The following is a 17,690-nucleotide window of genomic DNA, read 5'->3' on the forward strand; positions in this document are numbered from 1 at the left end:
ATATGGATTTAATAGATGGGTAAAAAAAGATATAATTATAATGAGTGAAAAGGGGTATTATGGATAAATCAATTATTGAATTAGTAGAGCAATTAAGATTAAAATTAAATCAATGATCTAAAGAGTATTATGTCGAAGATACTCCGACTGTAGATGATACTGAATATGATTTAGCGATGAATGAGTTAATCAAACTAGAAGAACAATATCCTGAGTTAGTTACAAGTGATTCTCCAACACAAAAGGTTGGTGGAAAGATTAGTGATAAGTTTGAAAAATACACTCATAAAAAACCGATGCTTTCTTTAGGAGATGTATTTAGTTGAGAAGAGTTTGAAAACTTTAATAAGCAAGTTTCAAAAGAAACTGGTACTCTAGATAATGAATACTATGCTGAACTTAAAATTGATGGACTTTCAATTTCCCTTAATTATTTAGATGGTGTTTTACAAAGTGGGGTTACACGTGGTGATGGGACTGTTGGTGAAAATGTTACTGCGAATGTAAAAGTTATTAAATCAATTCCTTTAAGAATTGAGGATAAATCCGAAATCGAAATCAGAGGAGAGGTTTTCCTATCTAAGAATGAGTTTGAAAAAATTAATAAGGAAAAACTTTTAAATGGAGAACCTTTATTTGCAAATCCTAGAAATGCTGCAGCTGGAACTTTAAGACAACTTGATTCTGGAGTTGTGGCTAAACGTAATCTAGATGCATTCTTGTATTACTATTTGAACGATTCAGACACTTCTATCAAAACGCAAAAAGAAGCTTTGGATAAGATTTCAAGTTTAGGTATCAAAGTTAATAAAGAGGGAAGATTATGTAAAACTTTAGCAGAAGTAAAAGCTTACATTGATGAGTACACAGAAAAACGTAGTTCATTAGATTATGAAATTGACGGAATAGTTTTGAAAATAAATGATTTCAGTTTACATGAACAAATTGGATATACTGCTAAAACTCCTAAATGAGCTATTGCATATAAATTTCCTGCAGAAATAAAAGAAACTAAATTATTAGAAATCTTCCCAACGGTTGGAAGAACAGGAAAAATTACTTACAATGCTAAACTTGAACCAGTTCAAATTGCGGGGACAACAGTTAGCGCCGCTACTCTAAACAATGCCGATATGATTAAGGCGAAGGAACTTAAAGTTGGGTCAACTGTAAAGATTAAAAAAGCGGGAGATATTATTCCTGAAGTTATCAGTGTTATTAAAGATGAAAATTATAACTCTTTACCAGAGTGAACAATTAATGAAACTTGTCCAGCTTGTGAATCAGTGCTTGAAAGAAGTCTTGGTGAAGTTGATCAATTCTGTGTTAACTTTTCATGTCCAGCACAAATTTTAAGATCGCTTGAACACTTTGCCTCAAGACCAGCTGCAAACATTGAAGGGCTTGGTGGGAAAACTATTGAGAAATTGTTTGAAGAAGGCCTAGTGAGAAATATTGTAGATATCTATAAAATTTCAGAACATAAGCAACAAATAATTAACTTTGAAAAGTTTGGTGAAAAAAGTTACATCAATTTAATTGAGTCAATTGAAAAATCAAAACTAAATTCTCTTGATAAAACATTATTCGGTTTAGGGATTAGACACATTGGTTCTAAGACTGCCAAAGTTTTATCAGAGAGATTTAATTCAATTGATAAATTAGCATCAGCCAACTTCGAACAACTTAGTCAAATTGATTCTATTGGAGAAGTTTTAGCTCAATCAATCGTTGATTGATTTGCAATTGAGGATAACAAAAAGTTGATCGAAGAGTTAAATAATTTAGGGGTTAACTTAGAATATACTGGTCCTCAAGTTAATTATGAATCTAATATTGCAAATAGATCATTTGTAATTACAGGAACATTATCTGAATCACGCGATTATTTCAAAAATATAATTGAACAAAATGGTGGGAAAGTTATTGGAAGTGTTTCTAAGAAAACGGATTTTATATTAGCAGGAGAAGCTGCTGGTTCTAAATTGGATAAGGGACAACAATTAGGAATCAACATTTTAGATGAACAATCATTTAAAGAATTATTAGGAGAGGGAAATTAAAATGGCAAAAAATGAATTACATGAAATAATTAATATTTTAGCAGAAGATATAATGTTAAAACTAACAGAAGAAGAAGCACAAGATATTATCGATACAGAATCTTCAATTAGACAAAAATTTGGAAAAGTTACAAGTATTGATACTGAAGGGGTTAAGCCTCTATTTTACCCATTTGAAAATAATCATACATTCTTAAGAGAAGATGAAGAGTTTATTCAATCAGAACAAAAAGATGTTTTAGCAAATGCTCCAACAACAGATGGTGACTACATCACAATAGTAAAGGTGGTTAAATAATATGAATTACAAAAATAAATCAATTATCGAATTACACGACGCTATTGTTAATGGGGAATTTACAATTACACAATTAACTGAAGAAGTTATTAAAAACTTAAAAGCTGATTGAGGTTCAAATGCTGTTTTAACTTTACCAGTTGAAGAAATGCTTGAACAAGCCAAGAAATTGGATGCAGCCGCAAATAAAGATGGAGTTCTATTTGGTATTCCTTATTTAGCTAAAGACAACTTCTCTACTAAAGGCATTAGAACAACTGCTAGTTCAAAAATTTTAGATACTTATAAACCGGTATTTGATGCAACTGTAATTGAAGCTTTAAGTTCTAATAATGCTCTTATGAGTGGTAAGGCAGCATTGGATGAGTTAGGTATGGGTGGAACTGGATTATATTCAGCATACGGTGTTATTACTAACCCAAGAGATCATAAAAGATTGGTTGGGGGATCATCATCAGGTTCTGTTTACGGAGTTGCTAAAGGTTATGTTCCTTTTGCTACTGGTAGTGATACAGGTGATTCAATCAGAAAACCCGCATCATACAATGGTGTTGTTGGATTTAAACCAACATACGGAGCTATTTCAAGATATGGTATTCTTCCATATGCACCAAGTTTAGATACAGTTGGGTTCTTCACAAGAACAGTTGATGATATGGCTATCTTGAGTGATGCGACATTTAGCTATGATAAAAAGGATTTTACTTCTATTGAAATTGAACAAAAAGATTTCTTTAAAAACATTGATAAAATCGATGCTAAAACAAAATTTGGTTATCTAAAAAATGTTCAAGAAAATCTTGAACCGGAATTAGCAAAAGCTTATAATGATTACTTTGATAAATTAAGAGCACAAGGATTTGAAGTTATTGAATTAAATTACAGACAAGACTTATTAGAAGCGTTGGCACCAGTTTACATGATGATTTCTTTCAGTGAAGCTGTTTCTACAAGTGCCAACTTAGATGGTATTAATTTCGGAACACGTGAAGCTGGGGAAGACTTTGCTGAAATAATGACAAATACAAGAACAAAAAACTTTGGTGAAATTGTTAAAAGAAGATTTTTAATTGGAGCTTTAAACTTACGTCGTGAGAACCAAATTGAATTTTTAATTAAGGCTAAACAAGTAAGACGCTTGATTGTTGAAGAAACTATGAAAGCATTTGACGAAGTAGATATTTTAATCTTGCCACCATCAACAACACCAGCTCCATTAATTGATGCTGCGGTTGAGTTTGATAAAAATCATAACGAAGACAAAGAATTCTTAGATGATATTTTAACAATTGCCAATTTTGCTGGACTTCCTTCAATCACAGTTCCATTTATTGAAGTTGACGGAATGCCGATTGGAATTAATCTTAATGCTAAACCTAAAGCGGATTTAAAAGTTTTACAAGCAGCTAAATTGACTGAAAATATTACAGGTATTAAGAATAGAATCGTGGAGGACTAATATGAAAAATTTTGAAATAATCATTGGTATTGAAAACCACGTTGAATTAAAAACAAAAACTAAAATGTTTGCCCCAGGTCTAGTTAGTTATGGAGCGACTCCTAACACAATGGTGTCTGAAGTTGATTTAGGTTACCCAGGTGCTATGCCAACCCTTAATAAAAAAGGTGTTGAATTAGCAATCTTAGCTGTCAATGCTCTTAATATGGAAGTAGATACTTTACTAAAATTTGATCGTAAGAATTACTTTTACCCAGATTTAGCAAAAGGATTCCAAATTACTCAACAATTTAATCCAATCGGAAAAGATGGTTCATTAGAAATTACTTTACCGAATGGTGATAAAAAAATAATCGATATTGAACGTTTACACATGGAAGAAGATACAGCTAAACAAGTTCATAAAGGTGATTTAACTTATATCGATTACAACCGTAGTGGAGTTGGTCTTGTTGAAATTGTTACACGTCCAGTTATGAGAAGTGCTGATGAGGCTGCAGCGTACGTTGAAAAATTACGCGAGATCTTATTATTCTTAGGAGTTTCTGATGTAAAAATGAATGAAGGTTCTTTACGTACCGACTTAAATATATCTTTACGTCCATTTGGGGCTAAAGAATACTCAAATAAAGTTGAGGTTAAAAACCTAAACTCAATTTCAAACATGAAAAAAGCCGTTGAATTTGAGGTTAAACGTCAAACACAAATGCTATTGAACAACGAAGTGATTGAACAAGAAACTAGAAGATTTGATGATACAACTGGTCAAACTGTTGCTATGCGTTCTAAATCTGATGCACTTGACTACAAATACTTCAGAGAGCCAAATATTGCTCCAATTCAATTAGATCAAACTTGAGTTGATAACATCATTGCAAATTCTCCTGAATTAGCTGATCAAAAACGAATCAAATATGTAGAACAATATGGTTTAACTTTAGAAGATGCGAATATCATCCTAACTAGTTTAGAAATGACAAACTTCTTTGAAGAAACTATTAAATTAACAGATTCTAAAACTAAAGTTGCAAACTTCTTAATTTCAGATATTCAATCTGAATTAAACAAATTGAATAAGACGATTGATGAAATCGCAATTTCACCAGCAAATTTAGCCGAAATGATCAATTTAGTTGAGGAAGGGATCATATCTTCTAAACATACTAAAACAATCTTACCTATTATCTTAGTTGATGAAAAAGAAACACCAAGAGAAATTGTTGAAAGATTAAACTTGAAACTTATCTCAGATAAAAATACAATTGTTGAATTCTTAAATCCTATTTTTGAATCAAATAGTGAACTATTACAACAATATACAGAACGTCCCGAACGTGTTACAAAAACAATAATGGGACAACTGATGAAAGTTACAGGTGGAAATGTCAACCCCGATATCGCAATGAAAATAATCATTGAAGTTATCGAAAGTAAATAATTAAAATCCCGGAAGGGATTTTTTTTATACTAAAATTTAAAAAAACCATATAAGAAGGTTGCTGGTAATAATAAAAAACATGCACTTATCCCAAAAAGTTTCCAAAATGGAATATAATTTAATATGAAATAACGCGAAAGGTTTAACGGTGAATGTATGGGATTAGAATCTAAAATTAGAGCATATGCAAATCTTAATGACGGTTCAACTCCAAGCGTCATATCTAAAGAAATTATTACTGAGACATTCGTAGAGGGTAAAATTCTTAATATTAATGAATTAGCTAGAAAAGTTAATGTTAGTCAAAGTGCTATTTCTAAATATGTTAAAAAAATTGGTTTGACTGGATATAAGGAATTAGTAAAGGAATTGGAAGCAATAATTAATACTGATTTCATAAAGCAAAAGAGAGCGACTACAAGTAGTAATAATGCCACTGATGGCATTTGAGGAGCTTTGAATCACTTTGATGAACGCAATAAAGATAATATAGAAGAAATTGGAAAAATAATAACTTCAACACGTAATAATATTTTTGTAATCAATAATCAAGAAACTTCAGATTCCGCAGATTATGTTTATGCAACTTTAACAAATGTTAAATCTAATGTATTCAGAAGCGAGATAAGATATTTTAGTGATTTTGTAATAAAGAAAATGAAACCAAATGATCTAATAATATTAATGATCCAAGGTAGTGAGACTGAGCAAATCTTGGGAATGTATGAAAGAATGGCTAATGTAACAGAAAACATAATTGTTATTACGACTAGTCGCAAAGCCAAACTATTTACAAAAGCTAAAGTAAAATTAGTTTTAGACTGTGATGAACATGAATCTAATATATTTGTTCTTAAAATATTGTTAGATTACCTGGTATATCAAATATATAAAATCTTCTATTAAACACCTAAAGGTGTTTTTTTTAATTGTTAAATCATTCTTTTTTGGAAAGTTAAGAAATGTTCAATAATTGAGTATGGTTGATACAATATAGAAAATTAACAAAGGGAATGATATTATGAACATCGAAACTAAACTAAGAACATTTGCAAATTTAGATAATAAATCAAGTGCGAGTGTTATATCGAAGCAACTTTTAAAGGAAATATTTGTCATTGGTAAAATATCTAATATTACTGAATTGGCTGAAGAGTTAGGAATAGGTCAAGGCACTGTTTCTAAATTTGTTAAGAAAATTGGATTTGAGAACTATAAACAAATGACAAGTGAACTTAATGAGTTGATTTCAAAATATCACATTAGTTCTGAAGAGGTTTGTTCATCAATTGAAAAAGTCGTTGCCAACACAAATAACATTTTCAATAACTTTCACACTCAATACGCTGAAAATATCATAAAGGCTGCAGAAAAACTTAAAAAAGCCGAAGGACAAATCTTTATATTTGGTGACCAAACACATGATCAAGCTGTTGAAATGCTTTATTCAACCGTGGCCAATGTTAAGGAAAGAGTTTATAAAGGTAATGGAGCATTCATCTTCGAAATCTTAATTTCAAAAATAACTTCCCAAGACTTAGTGGTGTTTAATTTCGTAAATAAAGAGCACAAAGAGTTTGTTAAACTAATTGAAAGAGTTGGGTTAGTTACAGACGACATTATAGTTATCTCTGATGCAAATTCCGAATTTGCCATCGAACCAAATATCAGAATTTCGCTAGACTTTGAAAATGATAGGAATCTGGCAAATATTTTAAATCAATACGTCGCTTACGAAATTTCTAAGTGTCTTCTATAAAATAAAAAGCGGTCTTTGCAAACAAGGACTGCTTTTTATTCCTTTTACTTTCTTTTTTGGAAAGGTTAAACTCTCATATTGGGAAGTAAAACACTTTATGATTATTTATATAAATACTAAATGGATGTGAATCGATGAAGAAAAATATTATTTACGGAGCTATTGGAGCAATTGCCATATCTGTCACATCTATTGTGCCAGCTGTTTTAATTACCCAAAAACATCATAATGAACAATCTTTTAGAATTCAAAAACAAAGATTAATCAGTCAAATCGAAACTCTAGAACAAAAACTTAATGACATCAAAGATAAATTAGTTGGACAAAATGGCTTGGATGAAGTCTTTAAAGAAAAAATAAATGAATTCCAAAAATTCATTGATGAGTTAAAAATTAAGATTAATGATCTTACTTCGCAAAATAATGATCTCCTTGATGAAATAGCGGATTTAAAGTCTGAACTAAAACTAAAGGATTTGGAGATAGCTGATTTACAAAAACAAATTACAGATTTAAAAATGGAACAACATTATTTCAAGGACTTAATCATTAATGAAAATATTAGTTTGGTACCAGTTACTGAAAATGATAAGTTGTTTGAAAAGTTTTATAGATTAATAATATTTTCTTCTGTAGTTCTAGAAGCTAACTCAAAAGTTCTTGACTTAGATGTACAACAAGATTTCTTAGCTAACGAAACTTTGAGTGAATGGTATGGACAATTTGTACAAAAATCTATATCTAAGCCTCAAGAGATGACTATGGACTTTATAAAGCAATGAGAAATAAAATTTATCCTTGTGGAAAAAGAACTTAAAAAATACGGTGACAAGTCTGAAGAAAAACAATTGGTTGAAGAATATATTCAATTATTCAATTTAAAAGCAAACGTTAGAAAAGAAATGTCTGCAAGTATTGAAACAATTATTCGTGAAATGAAAACTCCAGAAGAAATTTTTGACAACTTAACGATGTCAATGATAGATGCGTACAAAGAAAAGATTAATTTAATACGTGAGTTATCAGAATCAATTGTTGATAACATCTTTGAATTTGAAAACGTGTTACAGAGTATAGAGAAAATTAATTATCAAAAGAAAAGAGTTCAATTCTTATTAGAAGCTCCCCAAAAGGGAGAAGAATGAACTGATATTGCTCGTTGAAAAAATACTAGACCAAGCATTTATGTTGTGCCTGATATCAACATTAGCGACGGAGATTTATTAACAATGATTGTTAAAGAACTTTCTAGACATGTTGATGGGGATGTCAAGAATGCTGACTATTATACAGCTGGAAAACCCACACCTCTGTATCCAAAAGGATATGAGGTCTCTAAGTTGAAATATGTTAGATATGTTAACTCAACAGATGTTAATCCAGTTGTTTGATCTAGAATAGTGGTTATCCAAGACAAGCCAGCGGAGGAAACTCATGAGTAAATTTAACAAAATAATGGCAGTTACGGCTGCTATTGCATTGAGTGCAACTGCGATTGTTGGATCTGTGATGGTAATTAATTCACTTAAGGTGGAGAATAAAGATTTGAAGAATGCACTTCAGATTTTGAAAAGGGAGAATCAAAAGTTAACCCAACAAATCGAAGATTTGGATTCCGAACTTAAAGAAACAAAACAAAGATTGGAAAACATTTTATTAGCATTACAAAAGATACAACAAAACTTAATTAATGCGAGTCAAAACATTGCTGACTCAATCCAATTGTTTGGTAGTGAAGCTTCAAAACAGTGATTAGCTGATAATCCGGCCCCAACTCAACGAAAAGACATTGATGTTAATTCTCTTATTAAATTAAGTGAATGAATCTTAGAAGGAACAAATCAAATTAAGAATTCAAGTGGAGAACAAACCACAGCTTTGGATTCAATTCTTGAAAAGCTTGGAGCTACAGATGAAGAAATAGCAAACACTGAGCAAGACAATGGTAAAAAGTTAGAATTAATAGACCAAAAAATCCAAGAACAAAATCAGTTAATTCAAAAACTAACAAATGAGAGAAAAATTTTGTTAGATACTTTAGCTAAAATCGTAATTTCCACATATGGAATTATCGATGAGATTTTAAACCAAGGACAAAAATCAGAACTTGTGGAAAAAGTTATTCAGTTAATAAAAATGAATGAAATTGATACAAGTAATATATCTGAAAAAATTGACGAAATAATTGCAAATGAAGAATTGTCAATTGACGAAAAAATAACTTCACTTGATGAAATTAATCAAGAAGCTATAAATAAAGTTAATGAATTTACAAACACTCTAAATCAGGAACTAATTTTATTAGAAGATGAAAAAGAACAACTACTTGATTTAATCGCAAAAGCTGAAAAAGCTCTTGGTGAAATTAATCAATTTGTAGATCAACAAATAAACAAAATAATTGAAGATATTGAAAACATTATCGGAATATAGAAATAAAGGAATAATATGAAAAAATCACTAAAAATGACAATGGCAGCCCTAGGAGCACTAGCTTTATCTGGAGGAGTATTTGCCACAACTTATGTTGTAATGAATCAAAAGAACGAAAACAGTAGTTTAGCTTTACAAGCTAAACTATTAAGAGAAGTAAATTCAAAATTACTACAACAAATCGCTGACTTAAAAACAAAGTTGGAAGGATTCAAAGAACAATTGGCTAAAATTAACACTTCATTAGAAGGCGTTAAAACAGAATTACTTAAATCAGTTGAGCCTATTTCAATAGTTTTAAACACAACTCAAACAGGACAAACATGACTTGGAGCTAATGAAGCCCCAACTAGTTCAAATACCTTAGCTGAAATCGCTACATGAGTAACTGAAGCAAGTAAACAATTAGAAACTTTAGCAACAGAAACAGTTGAAGGTTTAGACAAGATTTTAGTAACTTTAGGTTTAACTGAAGAAGAAGCTATAGCTATTATTGGAACTGAAGCAAAAATTGCTAAAATCCAAGAGTTAGTAGAAGCTCAAAATGAAAAGATTGCCGGTCTTGAAGAAGATAAAGCAAATCTTTTAGAAGGTTTCGGAACTTCAGTTTCAAAAACTTATACTTTAATTGAAACTATTAAAACTAAAGAAACAACATCTGTAATTTATAAAGAAGCTGCTGCTGAAGCTTTCGGTGATATTGATACAGCTGCTCAAATTGCTAAAATTAAGGAAATTATTGCAGACTCAACAAAAGACGTAGCTACAATTATTTCTGAAGTTGCTGCAATTAATGATGCAGGGAATGAAGCAATTAAAAACTTCACTACTATTTTAGACACTAAAGCACTTGCTTTAGAAGGTGAAATTGCTGAATTAAAAGCGTACATTGAAGCTGCTGAAAAAGCAATCGGTGAAATTACAACAGGGATTGTTGCTGAAATCGAAGAAGAAATTCAAAACATTATTGATGGACTTGGTGAAATTAAACCAGCCCAAGCTTAATCATAATAAAAACCCTTTCTGAGAAAGGGTTTTTATTATTTAAAAATATCTTCATCTTTAATTGTAAAGTTATCATCAATTTCAAATATATCATCCATATTTGTTTTTTCATCAAAGATTTTATCCTTGATAGTTTTTTCTTTATCTTTTTTCTTTTTAAGACTAGATTCAGTTCTTTCCATTTGATCGATGTCATCATCAAAGACAACTTCTTTCATAACTTCTTCTTGTTTAGTTTTTTCATCCACTAGATCATCAAAGTCAACATAAGCATGATCCATAGCATCAAGTCCATCCCCAACAATTTTTTCAGCTAAACCATTAATAACTGTTGTTTTAGCGAATACTACAACATCATCTTCGGCTTTAATAACTGTATAGTCATCTGGAAGTAAAGTTTTACCTTTACGTCTAATTTGAATAATGTTAAAGTCTTTTGTTGTTGATAGTCCAGCTTCTTGTAATGTCTTACCAATAATGTCTAAGTTTGTAACTGTTAATGTTGTTGATAAGAAATCATCATCAATTGATTGAACATCAATATCCATGTCAATATCGAATACTGCACGTGTTCCAATAATTTTCCCAGCAATAACATCGGGTAAAACGATTTGGTTTTCTGTTAAACCTAAAGCTAATAAAATACGCTTATGTTTTTCATCTCTTGCTTTAACGATAATGTTGTTGCATTCTAAGTCTAGTAAGTTTAAGATAGTCATCATTGAAGCTTCAATGTTTGAACCAAACCCAACAATAACACCATCATAAGCGTTAATTCCATTTTTTGCTAATCCGATTTTGTTAGTGGAGTCCAATACAATTGCATCAACTGTATCAAATTCTGAAAGATATAAATCTAAACGATCTTGGTCGTAGTCAAATACAGTTACATTCTGTCTTTTATCAATTAGTGTTTTAAGAACAGATAAACTGAAGTTTGAAGCACCAATAATTGCGAAACTTTTTTTCTTTGCCATATTAATTCCTCTTTATCTTTACCTATTATACATTGTTCTATATTTATATACATAAACATACATTTAAGTTTTTATAATTAGGTCTTGATATTTTAACACTCTTAGTTTATCATTAAAAACATAAATCATTTACGTATGGCACTTATAGTGAAGAGGTATAAGGTAAATGTGATTATATAAATACGCAAGTAAACTATGTGCTGTTTGCATAGTTCAAGCTATATTAAATCCAAATATGCGAAGAGTAGATGTTGGAGAACACGTGAAGAGCGTAGTTCATTTATAGTGGTTTATATGGTTGCCTAAACAGAAGTATTCATTGTTTTACATATATGTTTTCTTTTTTTATTCCTGTGATAATTTGTTAATTCATATTATAACCTCCTTTCTATGTAACTTAGTTACTCAAATATTTTGATAATATTTAAAAAACTCAGAAATAAAATAAAATAATTTGACCATCTTCGGATGGTCTTTTTTTATCCTTTAAGTGCTGATATCAAAGCACTTAAAGCTTATATAATATATAATCTATTATGATTTTATGAAACGAGGTGAGTTTATGATTAACAAATCTTCTAAAGATGATAAAACATTAAGCTCACGCTTAAGCTTTTTCAAAAGAGATAAAAATAATAAAGATAGCATTAAGAATAGATATGATTCAGACGAACGTAATAAAAAGAACCAAAGTCTTTTTGCGAAAGTTAGAATTTGATGACCATTATCTAAAATTTCTGGAAGAATCTTTTTAATATACTTATTAGTAGTTTTACTTGGTGGATTTTTATTATCTATTCCTGGAGTTCTAACTAAAGCAGGAGAACAGTTTAACTGAGACTTTTTAACAGGGGTATTCACAGCAAGTTCAGCATTTAGTGATACTGGTATCAATATTGTCGATCCATCTCACCACTACTCATTTTGAGGTCAATTAATCATCTTAGTATTAATTGAAATTGGGGGAATTGGGGTATTAACATTTAAGATTGTTTTATTCTTAGCAATTAATAAGAAAATTTCATTAAATGATACAGTTGTTGCTCAATCTGAACGTGGTAGTTCAACTACCAGTTCAACTATTGAAATGATTCGTGATGGATTTATTTGATTAACAATGGTTCAAATCTTTGCAGCAGCAATTCTATTCTTTGCTTTCTTCTTTTCTCAGCCCGGAACAGTTTCTAATAACTGAATGATTGATGAGAATGGTGTGGCTACTCAAACTCCGATGGATGTAATTTCTCCATATCATAACTTTGGAAAATCATTATGATTTTCAATCTTTCACTCAACTAGTGCGATTAATAATGCTGGATTCGATTTAATTTCATCAAATTCACTCCAACCTTATAATGTTGAAGGGTCAAGATCTTATTTGATTCAAACTGTTTTCTTATTAGAATGAGTAATTGGAGGATTGGGATATCCAACTTTCCATGATATTAAAAGAAAAATTAAAGCTAGAAGAACAGGACAAAAAGTTCGTTTTAGCTTATTTACAAAATTAAACTTCTGAATTTACTTATTCTTATTTGTGGTTGGACCGTTATCAATGTTTGGTTCAGAAATGGCAAATTATGATAATTCTTTAATTTTCCATAACTACGAATATACTTTAGATTCAGTGACTGGACAATATTCAAGTGTTCACATTATTGGTGAGAAAAACTTTGGAGCAGGGTTAATGGACATCTTCTTTAATACCACGGCTGCCCGAAATTCAGGATTCTCAACTGTTAAAATCAATGACTTTAATGCTGGTTCAAAAACTATTATGTCAATTCTAATGTTTATTGGTTCAGCACCGAGTTCAACTGCGGGGGGAATTAGAACAACCACTTTTGCCATTATTCTATTGGCGAACTGAGCAATTATTAGAAATAGAAACTATACTTCAGCATTCAAAAAAACTATTCCCGAAAGAACAGTTAAAAGAGCATTTGCCGTATTCTTCATTTCAGCAGTAGCTGTTGCATTGGCAATTGTAATTATATATTGTGATTCTGCCCAATATCTAACACCGGGATTAGATGGGGATACCCCATTCAAAAATGGTAACAACTCAATTATTGAAATCTTCACCTTAGTTACAAGTGCCTTCGGAACCGTTGGGATGAATCCATTCACCCAACAACAAATGATTGCATTTGGGTGATTAACAAAAATAACATTAATTATCAGTATGTTCTTGGGACAATTAGGAATTTCAAATACTTTATTAGCATTCATCAAACCTTCAAGAAAACAACCTTACCAATACCTTGAAGAAGATGTAACGATTGGATAGGTGAAAATATGAAAATTTTAGATGGAAAAGCATTAGCTTTAAAAACTCAAGAGAAACTAGCAAATGAAATTGCTGGTTTTGTTGAAGAAGGAAATCGTAAACCTAAACTTGCCGTTATTTTAATTGGTGAAGATGAAGCAAGTAAGGTTTATGTAAAACATAAGACTCGTACAGCTGAAAAAGTTGGGATTGAGGCTATTACAGTTAGAATGAATGAAAATGTAACTCACGATGAGCTTTATAAAGTAATTGATGATTTAAATCGTGACGAAACAATTGACGGAATTCTATTACAACTTCCGATTCCACCTCGCTTTGTTGAAGAAGACTATTTACAGGCAATTGCTCCAAATAAAGATGTTGATGGTTTTCATTATGTTCATCAAGGAAAAATGCTACAAGGTTATGATTCAATCTTTCCTTGTACACCACTTGGGGTAGTTAATTTATTAAAAGAATATAATATTGATTTAGTTGGTAAAAATGTCACAATGATTGGAACTTCTAATATTGTTGGTAAACCACTAGCTGTAATGTTATTAAATCTTGGAGCAACTGTTACTATGTGTAATAAAAATACTGTTGATATTTCACTGCATACTAAAAATGCCGATATCTTAATATCAGCTACAGGTAAACAATTTATTATTACCAAAGATATGGTTAAACCAAATGCCACAATCATTGACATCGGAATTGTTAGAGATCCAATCACTAATAAATTAGTTGGAGATGTTGATTTTGAAAATGTTGCTCCAATTGCGGGATATATAACACCAGTTCCTGGCGGGGTTGGTCCAATGACTGTAATCACATTAATGGAAAATACAGTCAAACTTTATAAAAAACATTTAGGTTTGAAATAGGTATATAATATATTAAATAAATAAAAGGAGAAAATTATGAACTTATCTAAAAAAGATCAAAAGACTGTTAAAGCAAACAGTCAACGTAAATGACAGTTTAATAAGCGTTTTAAAGCGTCAAATATGTGTATTTTAATTTGTGGTGGATTAGGAATGGCCGCAGGGACAATTCTATTCTTCATGGGAGTATTATGACTATTATTAAGTAGTAGTGCTATCAATAGTGAAGCTAACAAAGAAATCTTAGAGAAATACTCAACAAAAGGGTTATGAGCATTAATTTGTGGTTTATACATGTTAATGATGTGTGCATTATCAGTGACATTATCTGCAAGTGCTATGTCTAACAAAACAACTTCTGCAAAAGTTCTTATCGAAGTAATTGCAATTGGTTCAGTTGTTTGTATGGCAGGGGGAATCTGAATGATTTTCACTCAAGAAGTAGATAAAACTGAAATTACAGCAATTGAAGCAAGTCAAGAATTAGAAGCGATTGAATCAATCGTCGAAGATAAATTGGATGAAACAGTAACTGATGAAGAAAGAGAACAAAAAGTTTATGATGCTAAATACATTAAAGCTGTTGAATTCTTAAACCAAATTAAAGCTGGAGATATTGATGAAGAAAAATTAGTTTCAAGATTTTCTGCAGACTTTAAAGTTATTTTCTTCGAAGCTAAAAAACAAATGATCTTAGATGGACAATTTGTTGAAAAAGAAAAATCAATTGACAATGTTATCGTGGCTGAAAATGATGATGAAAACATTATTGTTGTTAATAAAGATGTAACTGTTGAAGAAGTTAAAGAAAACGACGATGAAGATCAAGGTTTCTTTTCAAGAAGAAATAAATAATAAAAGAGGGTAAAACCTTCTTTTTTTATTTTTTAGTAATAAATGATATATAATAATAAAGCGATGAGCCGATGTCGAAGGATATCGAATAAAGAAGTGGGCGAACAGTTAAAATAGTCGCTTTTTTATTTGAAAATTTTAAAAAAACACAATTTTAAAAAAAATTTTAAAAAAATGTAGACTTTTGGTTTTTCCCATGATAATATTTTTATTGTCCTGGTAAGAAGGAAATTAAATATTTAACCACAAATTATAAACGGCTTTTTAGCTCAGTTGGTAGAGCAATCGGCTGTTAACCGATTTGTCACAGGTTCAAGTCCTGTAAAAGCCGCCATTTATTATTTGGCCTGTTGGTGAAGCGGTTAACACACACGGTTTTCATCCGTGGATACACGGGTTCGAACCCCGTACAGGCTACCATTTTTGGAGTATTAGCTCAGTTGGGAGAGCTCCTGCCTTACAAGCAGGCGGTCGGCGGTTCGAGCCCGTCATACTCCACCATTTTATTTGATTTAATATGCTGACTTAGCTCAGTTGGTAGAGCAACTGACTTGTAATCAGTAGGTCGAGGGTTCAACTCCTTTAGTCAGCACCATTAAGCATATTGAAAAAGACACTTCGGTGTCTTTTTTTTATTTTCATATAAACTTAAGTTCCTATATAATATTAAAAAGATTGAGGAGAATGCTTATGAAGAAACTATTAGCTATTTTGGGGGCAATTACTTTAACTGCTACTGCTAGTGCAACTGTTGTTGCTTGTGGAACTCAAATTGATACTATCAATGGAACATGAAGTCATAATAGTGGAGAATATAGAACTACCTTAACATATGATGACTTAGTGAGTTATTTACATTACAATACTGATATTGGAATTAAGAAAACCGGTCAGGGAAATATTAATCTAAAAGAACGTCAAAGTTTAAATAATATTTTTGCGCTATATAAAACTATTATTGAACACAAAGATGAATTATGAGAATCACTAGAAATAAAAGATCCAGAACAAAAACCATCAACTCTAGCTGAAAAACCTGATGAAAAGTCTTATGCTACTTTTACTAAAAAACATTTTAGTCAAAATGTTATTGATGATTTAATAAAAGGTTTTGACAAAGAACAAAACATTTTAAATAAAGTTAATAAGAATTTGGAAATGGATTGAACTAAAGATTCAACAATGGAAGACTTTAATAATCTTGATATTTCATTGAGAATTAATGGGGCACTTAGACCAGATGATAGAATATTTGCTTTAAACACAATTTTGAGTGTAGATGAATGATTAACTAGCCAAAGAGATAATTTTGACAAAGAAGAAGTTACTTATTTTGCTAATTACATTTGAGACAATATCTTTAAACCGGTTAGTTCACTATCATTTGAAATGGAATTCGCTATTCATAAAGAAGAAGAAATCGAAACAAAAGAAGAAACAAATAAAACTGAAAAGTTTATTACTACATTTAATATTGAAATTGAGAGTTGAAGAAAATAAAGAACTTCGGTTCTTTTTTTATTTATATATTGCAAGATTTAATTTATAGTGATAATATTTTATAGTCCTTGGACAATCAAGCATAAAATAAACCGACATGACTCGTTAGCTCAGCCGGTAGAGCAACTGGCTTTTAACCAGTGGGTCCGGAGTTCGAATCTCCGACGAGTCACCATTATGCGGGATTGGCGGAATTGGCAGACGCACTAGACTTAGGATCTAGCGTCTTCGACGTGGGGGTTCGAGTCCCCCATCCCGCACCAATTGACAATTAAAAAACTAGCACAGATATATGCTAGTTTTTATTTTGTTAAAAGCTGTTGAATACATAAATTAACTTAATGAAAATGAACCTAAAAAACTTTTAAAAAAACTTTAAAAAAGTATTTGTTTTCCATCTAGTATATGTTATTATTTAATAGTCGCCCACTAAGGGCAACACACAATGATCTTTGAAAACTAAATAGAACAACAAATTGTACAATCTTGTTCAAAATCAATTTTTGAGTAAACAAAATTACATATACAATAATAAAAGAAACAGTCAGAATCAATTCACATTTTTTTCAAATGAGAGTTTGATCCTGGCTCAGGATAAACGCTGGCGGCATGCCTAATACATGCAAGTCGAACGGGAGTGCTTGCACTCCAGTGGCGAACGGGTGAGTAACACGTATCTAATCTACCTAATAGCGGGGGATAGCCTTTGGAAACGAAGGGTAATACCGCATGAGAACTTCATTATCG

At 30.9% G+C, this 17,690-nt stretch carries 14 protein-coding genes, 6 tRNA genes and 1 rRNA gene; 20 read left to right on the forward strand and 1 reads right to left on the reverse strand.

Features of this window, described 5'->3' with window-relative positions; translation table 4 throughout:
• Positions 1–59: 59 nt before the first annotated feature.
• The 9 genes from ligA (at position 60) to G319_RS09575 (ending at position 10,455) form a co-directional block, all read left to right on the forward strand.
• Positions 60–2,063, forward strand: a complete 2,004-nt coding sequence (ligA, locus tag G319_RS0102715) for an NAD-dependent DNA ligase LigA (protein WP_026389577.1) — start codon at positions 60–62, stop codon at positions 2,061–2,063.
• A 1-nt stretch (position 2,064) separates the two neighbouring features.
• Positions 2,065–2,361, forward strand: a complete 297-nt coding sequence (locus G319_RS0102720) for an Asp-tRNA(Asn)/Glu-tRNA(Gln) amidotransferase subunit GatC (RefSeq protein ID WP_051350872.1) — start codon at positions 2,065–2,067, stop codon at positions 2,359–2,361.
• Between the two features lies 1 nt (position 2,362).
• Positions 2,363–3,820, forward strand: coding sequence for an amidase family protein (locus tag G319_RS0102725; protein WP_026389579.1), 1,458 nt, complete (start codon positions 2,363–2,365; stop codon positions 3,818–3,820).
• A gap of 1 nt (position 3,821) precedes the next feature.
• On the forward strand, positions 3,822–5,258 hold the full coding sequence (gene gatB, locus G319_RS0102730; protein ID WP_026389580.1) for an Asp-tRNA(Asn)/Glu-tRNA(Gln) amidotransferase subunit GatB: 1,437 nt from the start codon (positions 3,822–3,824) through the stop codon (positions 5,256–5,258).
• Between the two features lie 156 nt (positions 5,259–5,414).
• Positions 5,415–6,164 (forward strand): MurR/RpiR family transcriptional regulator, encoded by a 750-nt coding sequence (locus tag G319_RS09560; protein WP_026389581.1) that lies wholly within the window; start codon positions 5,415–5,417, stop codon positions 6,162–6,164.
• A gap of 115 nt (positions 6,165–6,279) precedes the next feature.
• Positions 6,280–7,017, forward strand: coding sequence for a MurR/RpiR family transcriptional regulator (locus G319_RS0102740; protein ID WP_026389582.1), 738 nt, complete (start codon positions 6,280–6,282; stop codon positions 7,015–7,017).
• Positions 7,018–7,151: 134 nt separating this feature from the next.
• The gene (locus tag G319_RS09565; RefSeq protein WP_026389583.1) at positions 7,152–8,459 is read left to right on the forward strand and encodes an IncA family protein; all 1,308 of its coding nucleotides are present in this window, start codon (positions 7,152–7,154) and stop codon (positions 8,457–8,459) included.
• The gene (locus tag G319_RS09570) at positions 8,452–9,450 is read left to right on the forward strand and encodes a coiled-coil domain-containing protein (protein ID WP_026389584.1); all 999 of its coding nucleotides are present in this window, start codon (positions 8,452–8,454) and stop codon (positions 9,448–9,450) included. The genes G319_RS09565 and G319_RS09570 overlap by 8 nt, the downstream gene beginning before the upstream one ends.
• Before the next feature lie 15 nt (positions 9,451–9,465).
• Positions 9,466–10,455: a coiled-coil domain-containing protein gene (locus tag G319_RS09575; RefSeq protein WP_026389585.1), complete on the forward strand. Its 990-nt coding sequence runs from the start codon at positions 9,466–9,468 to the stop codon at positions 10,453–10,455.
• Between the two features lie 35 nt (positions 10,456–10,490).
• Here the strand turns inward: G319_RS09575 and G319_RS04700 are convergent, their stop codons facing one another.
• Positions 10,491–11,432, reverse strand: a complete 942-nt coding sequence (locus G319_RS04700; protein ID WP_084514140.1) for a potassium channel family protein — start codon at positions 11,430–11,432, stop codon at positions 10,491–10,493.
• A gap of 562 nt (positions 11,433–11,994) precedes the next feature.
• Between G319_RS04700 and G319_RS0102770 the strand changes: the two genes are divergently transcribed.
• From G319_RS0102770 to G319_RS0102820, 11 genes are all read left to right on the forward strand, one after another.
• Complete coding sequence (locus tag G319_RS0102770) at positions 11,995–13,722, forward strand: TrkH family potassium uptake protein (RefSeq protein ID WP_051350873.1); 1,728 nt, start codon at positions 11,995–11,997, stop codon at positions 13,720–13,722.
• An 8-nt stretch (positions 13,723–13,730) separates the two neighbouring features.
• Positions 13,731–14,588 (forward strand): bifunctional 5,10-methylenetetrahydrofolate dehydrogenase/5,10-methenyltetrahydrofolate cyclohydrolase, encoded by an 858-nt coding sequence (locus tag G319_RS0102775; protein WP_026389587.1) that lies wholly within the window; start codon positions 13,731–13,733, stop codon positions 14,586–14,588.
• Positions 14,589–14,624: 36 nt separating this feature from the next.
• Positions 14,625–15,443, forward strand: coding sequence for an MHYT domain-containing protein (locus G319_RS09580; protein WP_026389588.1), 819 nt, complete (start codon positions 14,625–14,627; stop codon positions 15,441–15,443).
• A gap of 258 nt (positions 15,444–15,701) precedes the next feature.
• Positions 15,702–15,777, forward strand: a tRNA-Asn gene (locus tag G319_RS0102785).
• A 10-nt stretch (positions 15,778–15,787) separates the two neighbouring features.
• Positions 15,788–15,863, forward strand: a tRNA-Glu gene (locus G319_RS0102790).
• 5 nt (positions 15,864–15,868) lie between these two features.
• A tRNA-Val gene (locus G319_RS0102795) sits at positions 15,869–15,944 on the forward strand.
• Between the two features lie 18 nt (positions 15,945–15,962).
• Positions 15,963–16,038, forward strand: a tRNA-Thr gene (locus tag G319_RS0102800).
• Positions 16,039–16,133: 95 nt separating this feature from the next.
• Positions 16,134–16,943 carry a lipoprotein gene (locus G319_RS09585; RefSeq protein WP_026389589.1) on the forward strand — a complete coding sequence of 270 codons (810 nt, stop codon included), beginning with the start codon at positions 16,134–16,136 and terminating at the stop codon, positions 16,941–16,943.
• A gap of 99 nt (positions 16,944–17,042) precedes the next feature.
• Positions 17,043–17,118: transfer RNA gene (locus G319_RS0102810), tRNA-Lys, on the forward strand.
• Positions 17,119–17,122: 4 nt separating this feature from the next.
• A tRNA-Leu gene (locus tag G319_RS0102815) sits at positions 17,123–17,206 on the forward strand.
• 303 nt (positions 17,207–17,509) lie between these two features.
• Positions 17,510–17,690: ribosomal RNA gene (locus tag G319_RS0102820) — 16S ribosomal RNA — on the forward strand; the annotation flags it as partial.

This window comes from Tullyiplasma multilocale ATCC 49900 (genome assembly GCF_000483165.1).
GTDB lineage: Bacteria > Bacillota_I > Bacilli_A > Mycoplasmatales > Mycoplasmataceae > Tullyiplasma > Tullyiplasma multilocale.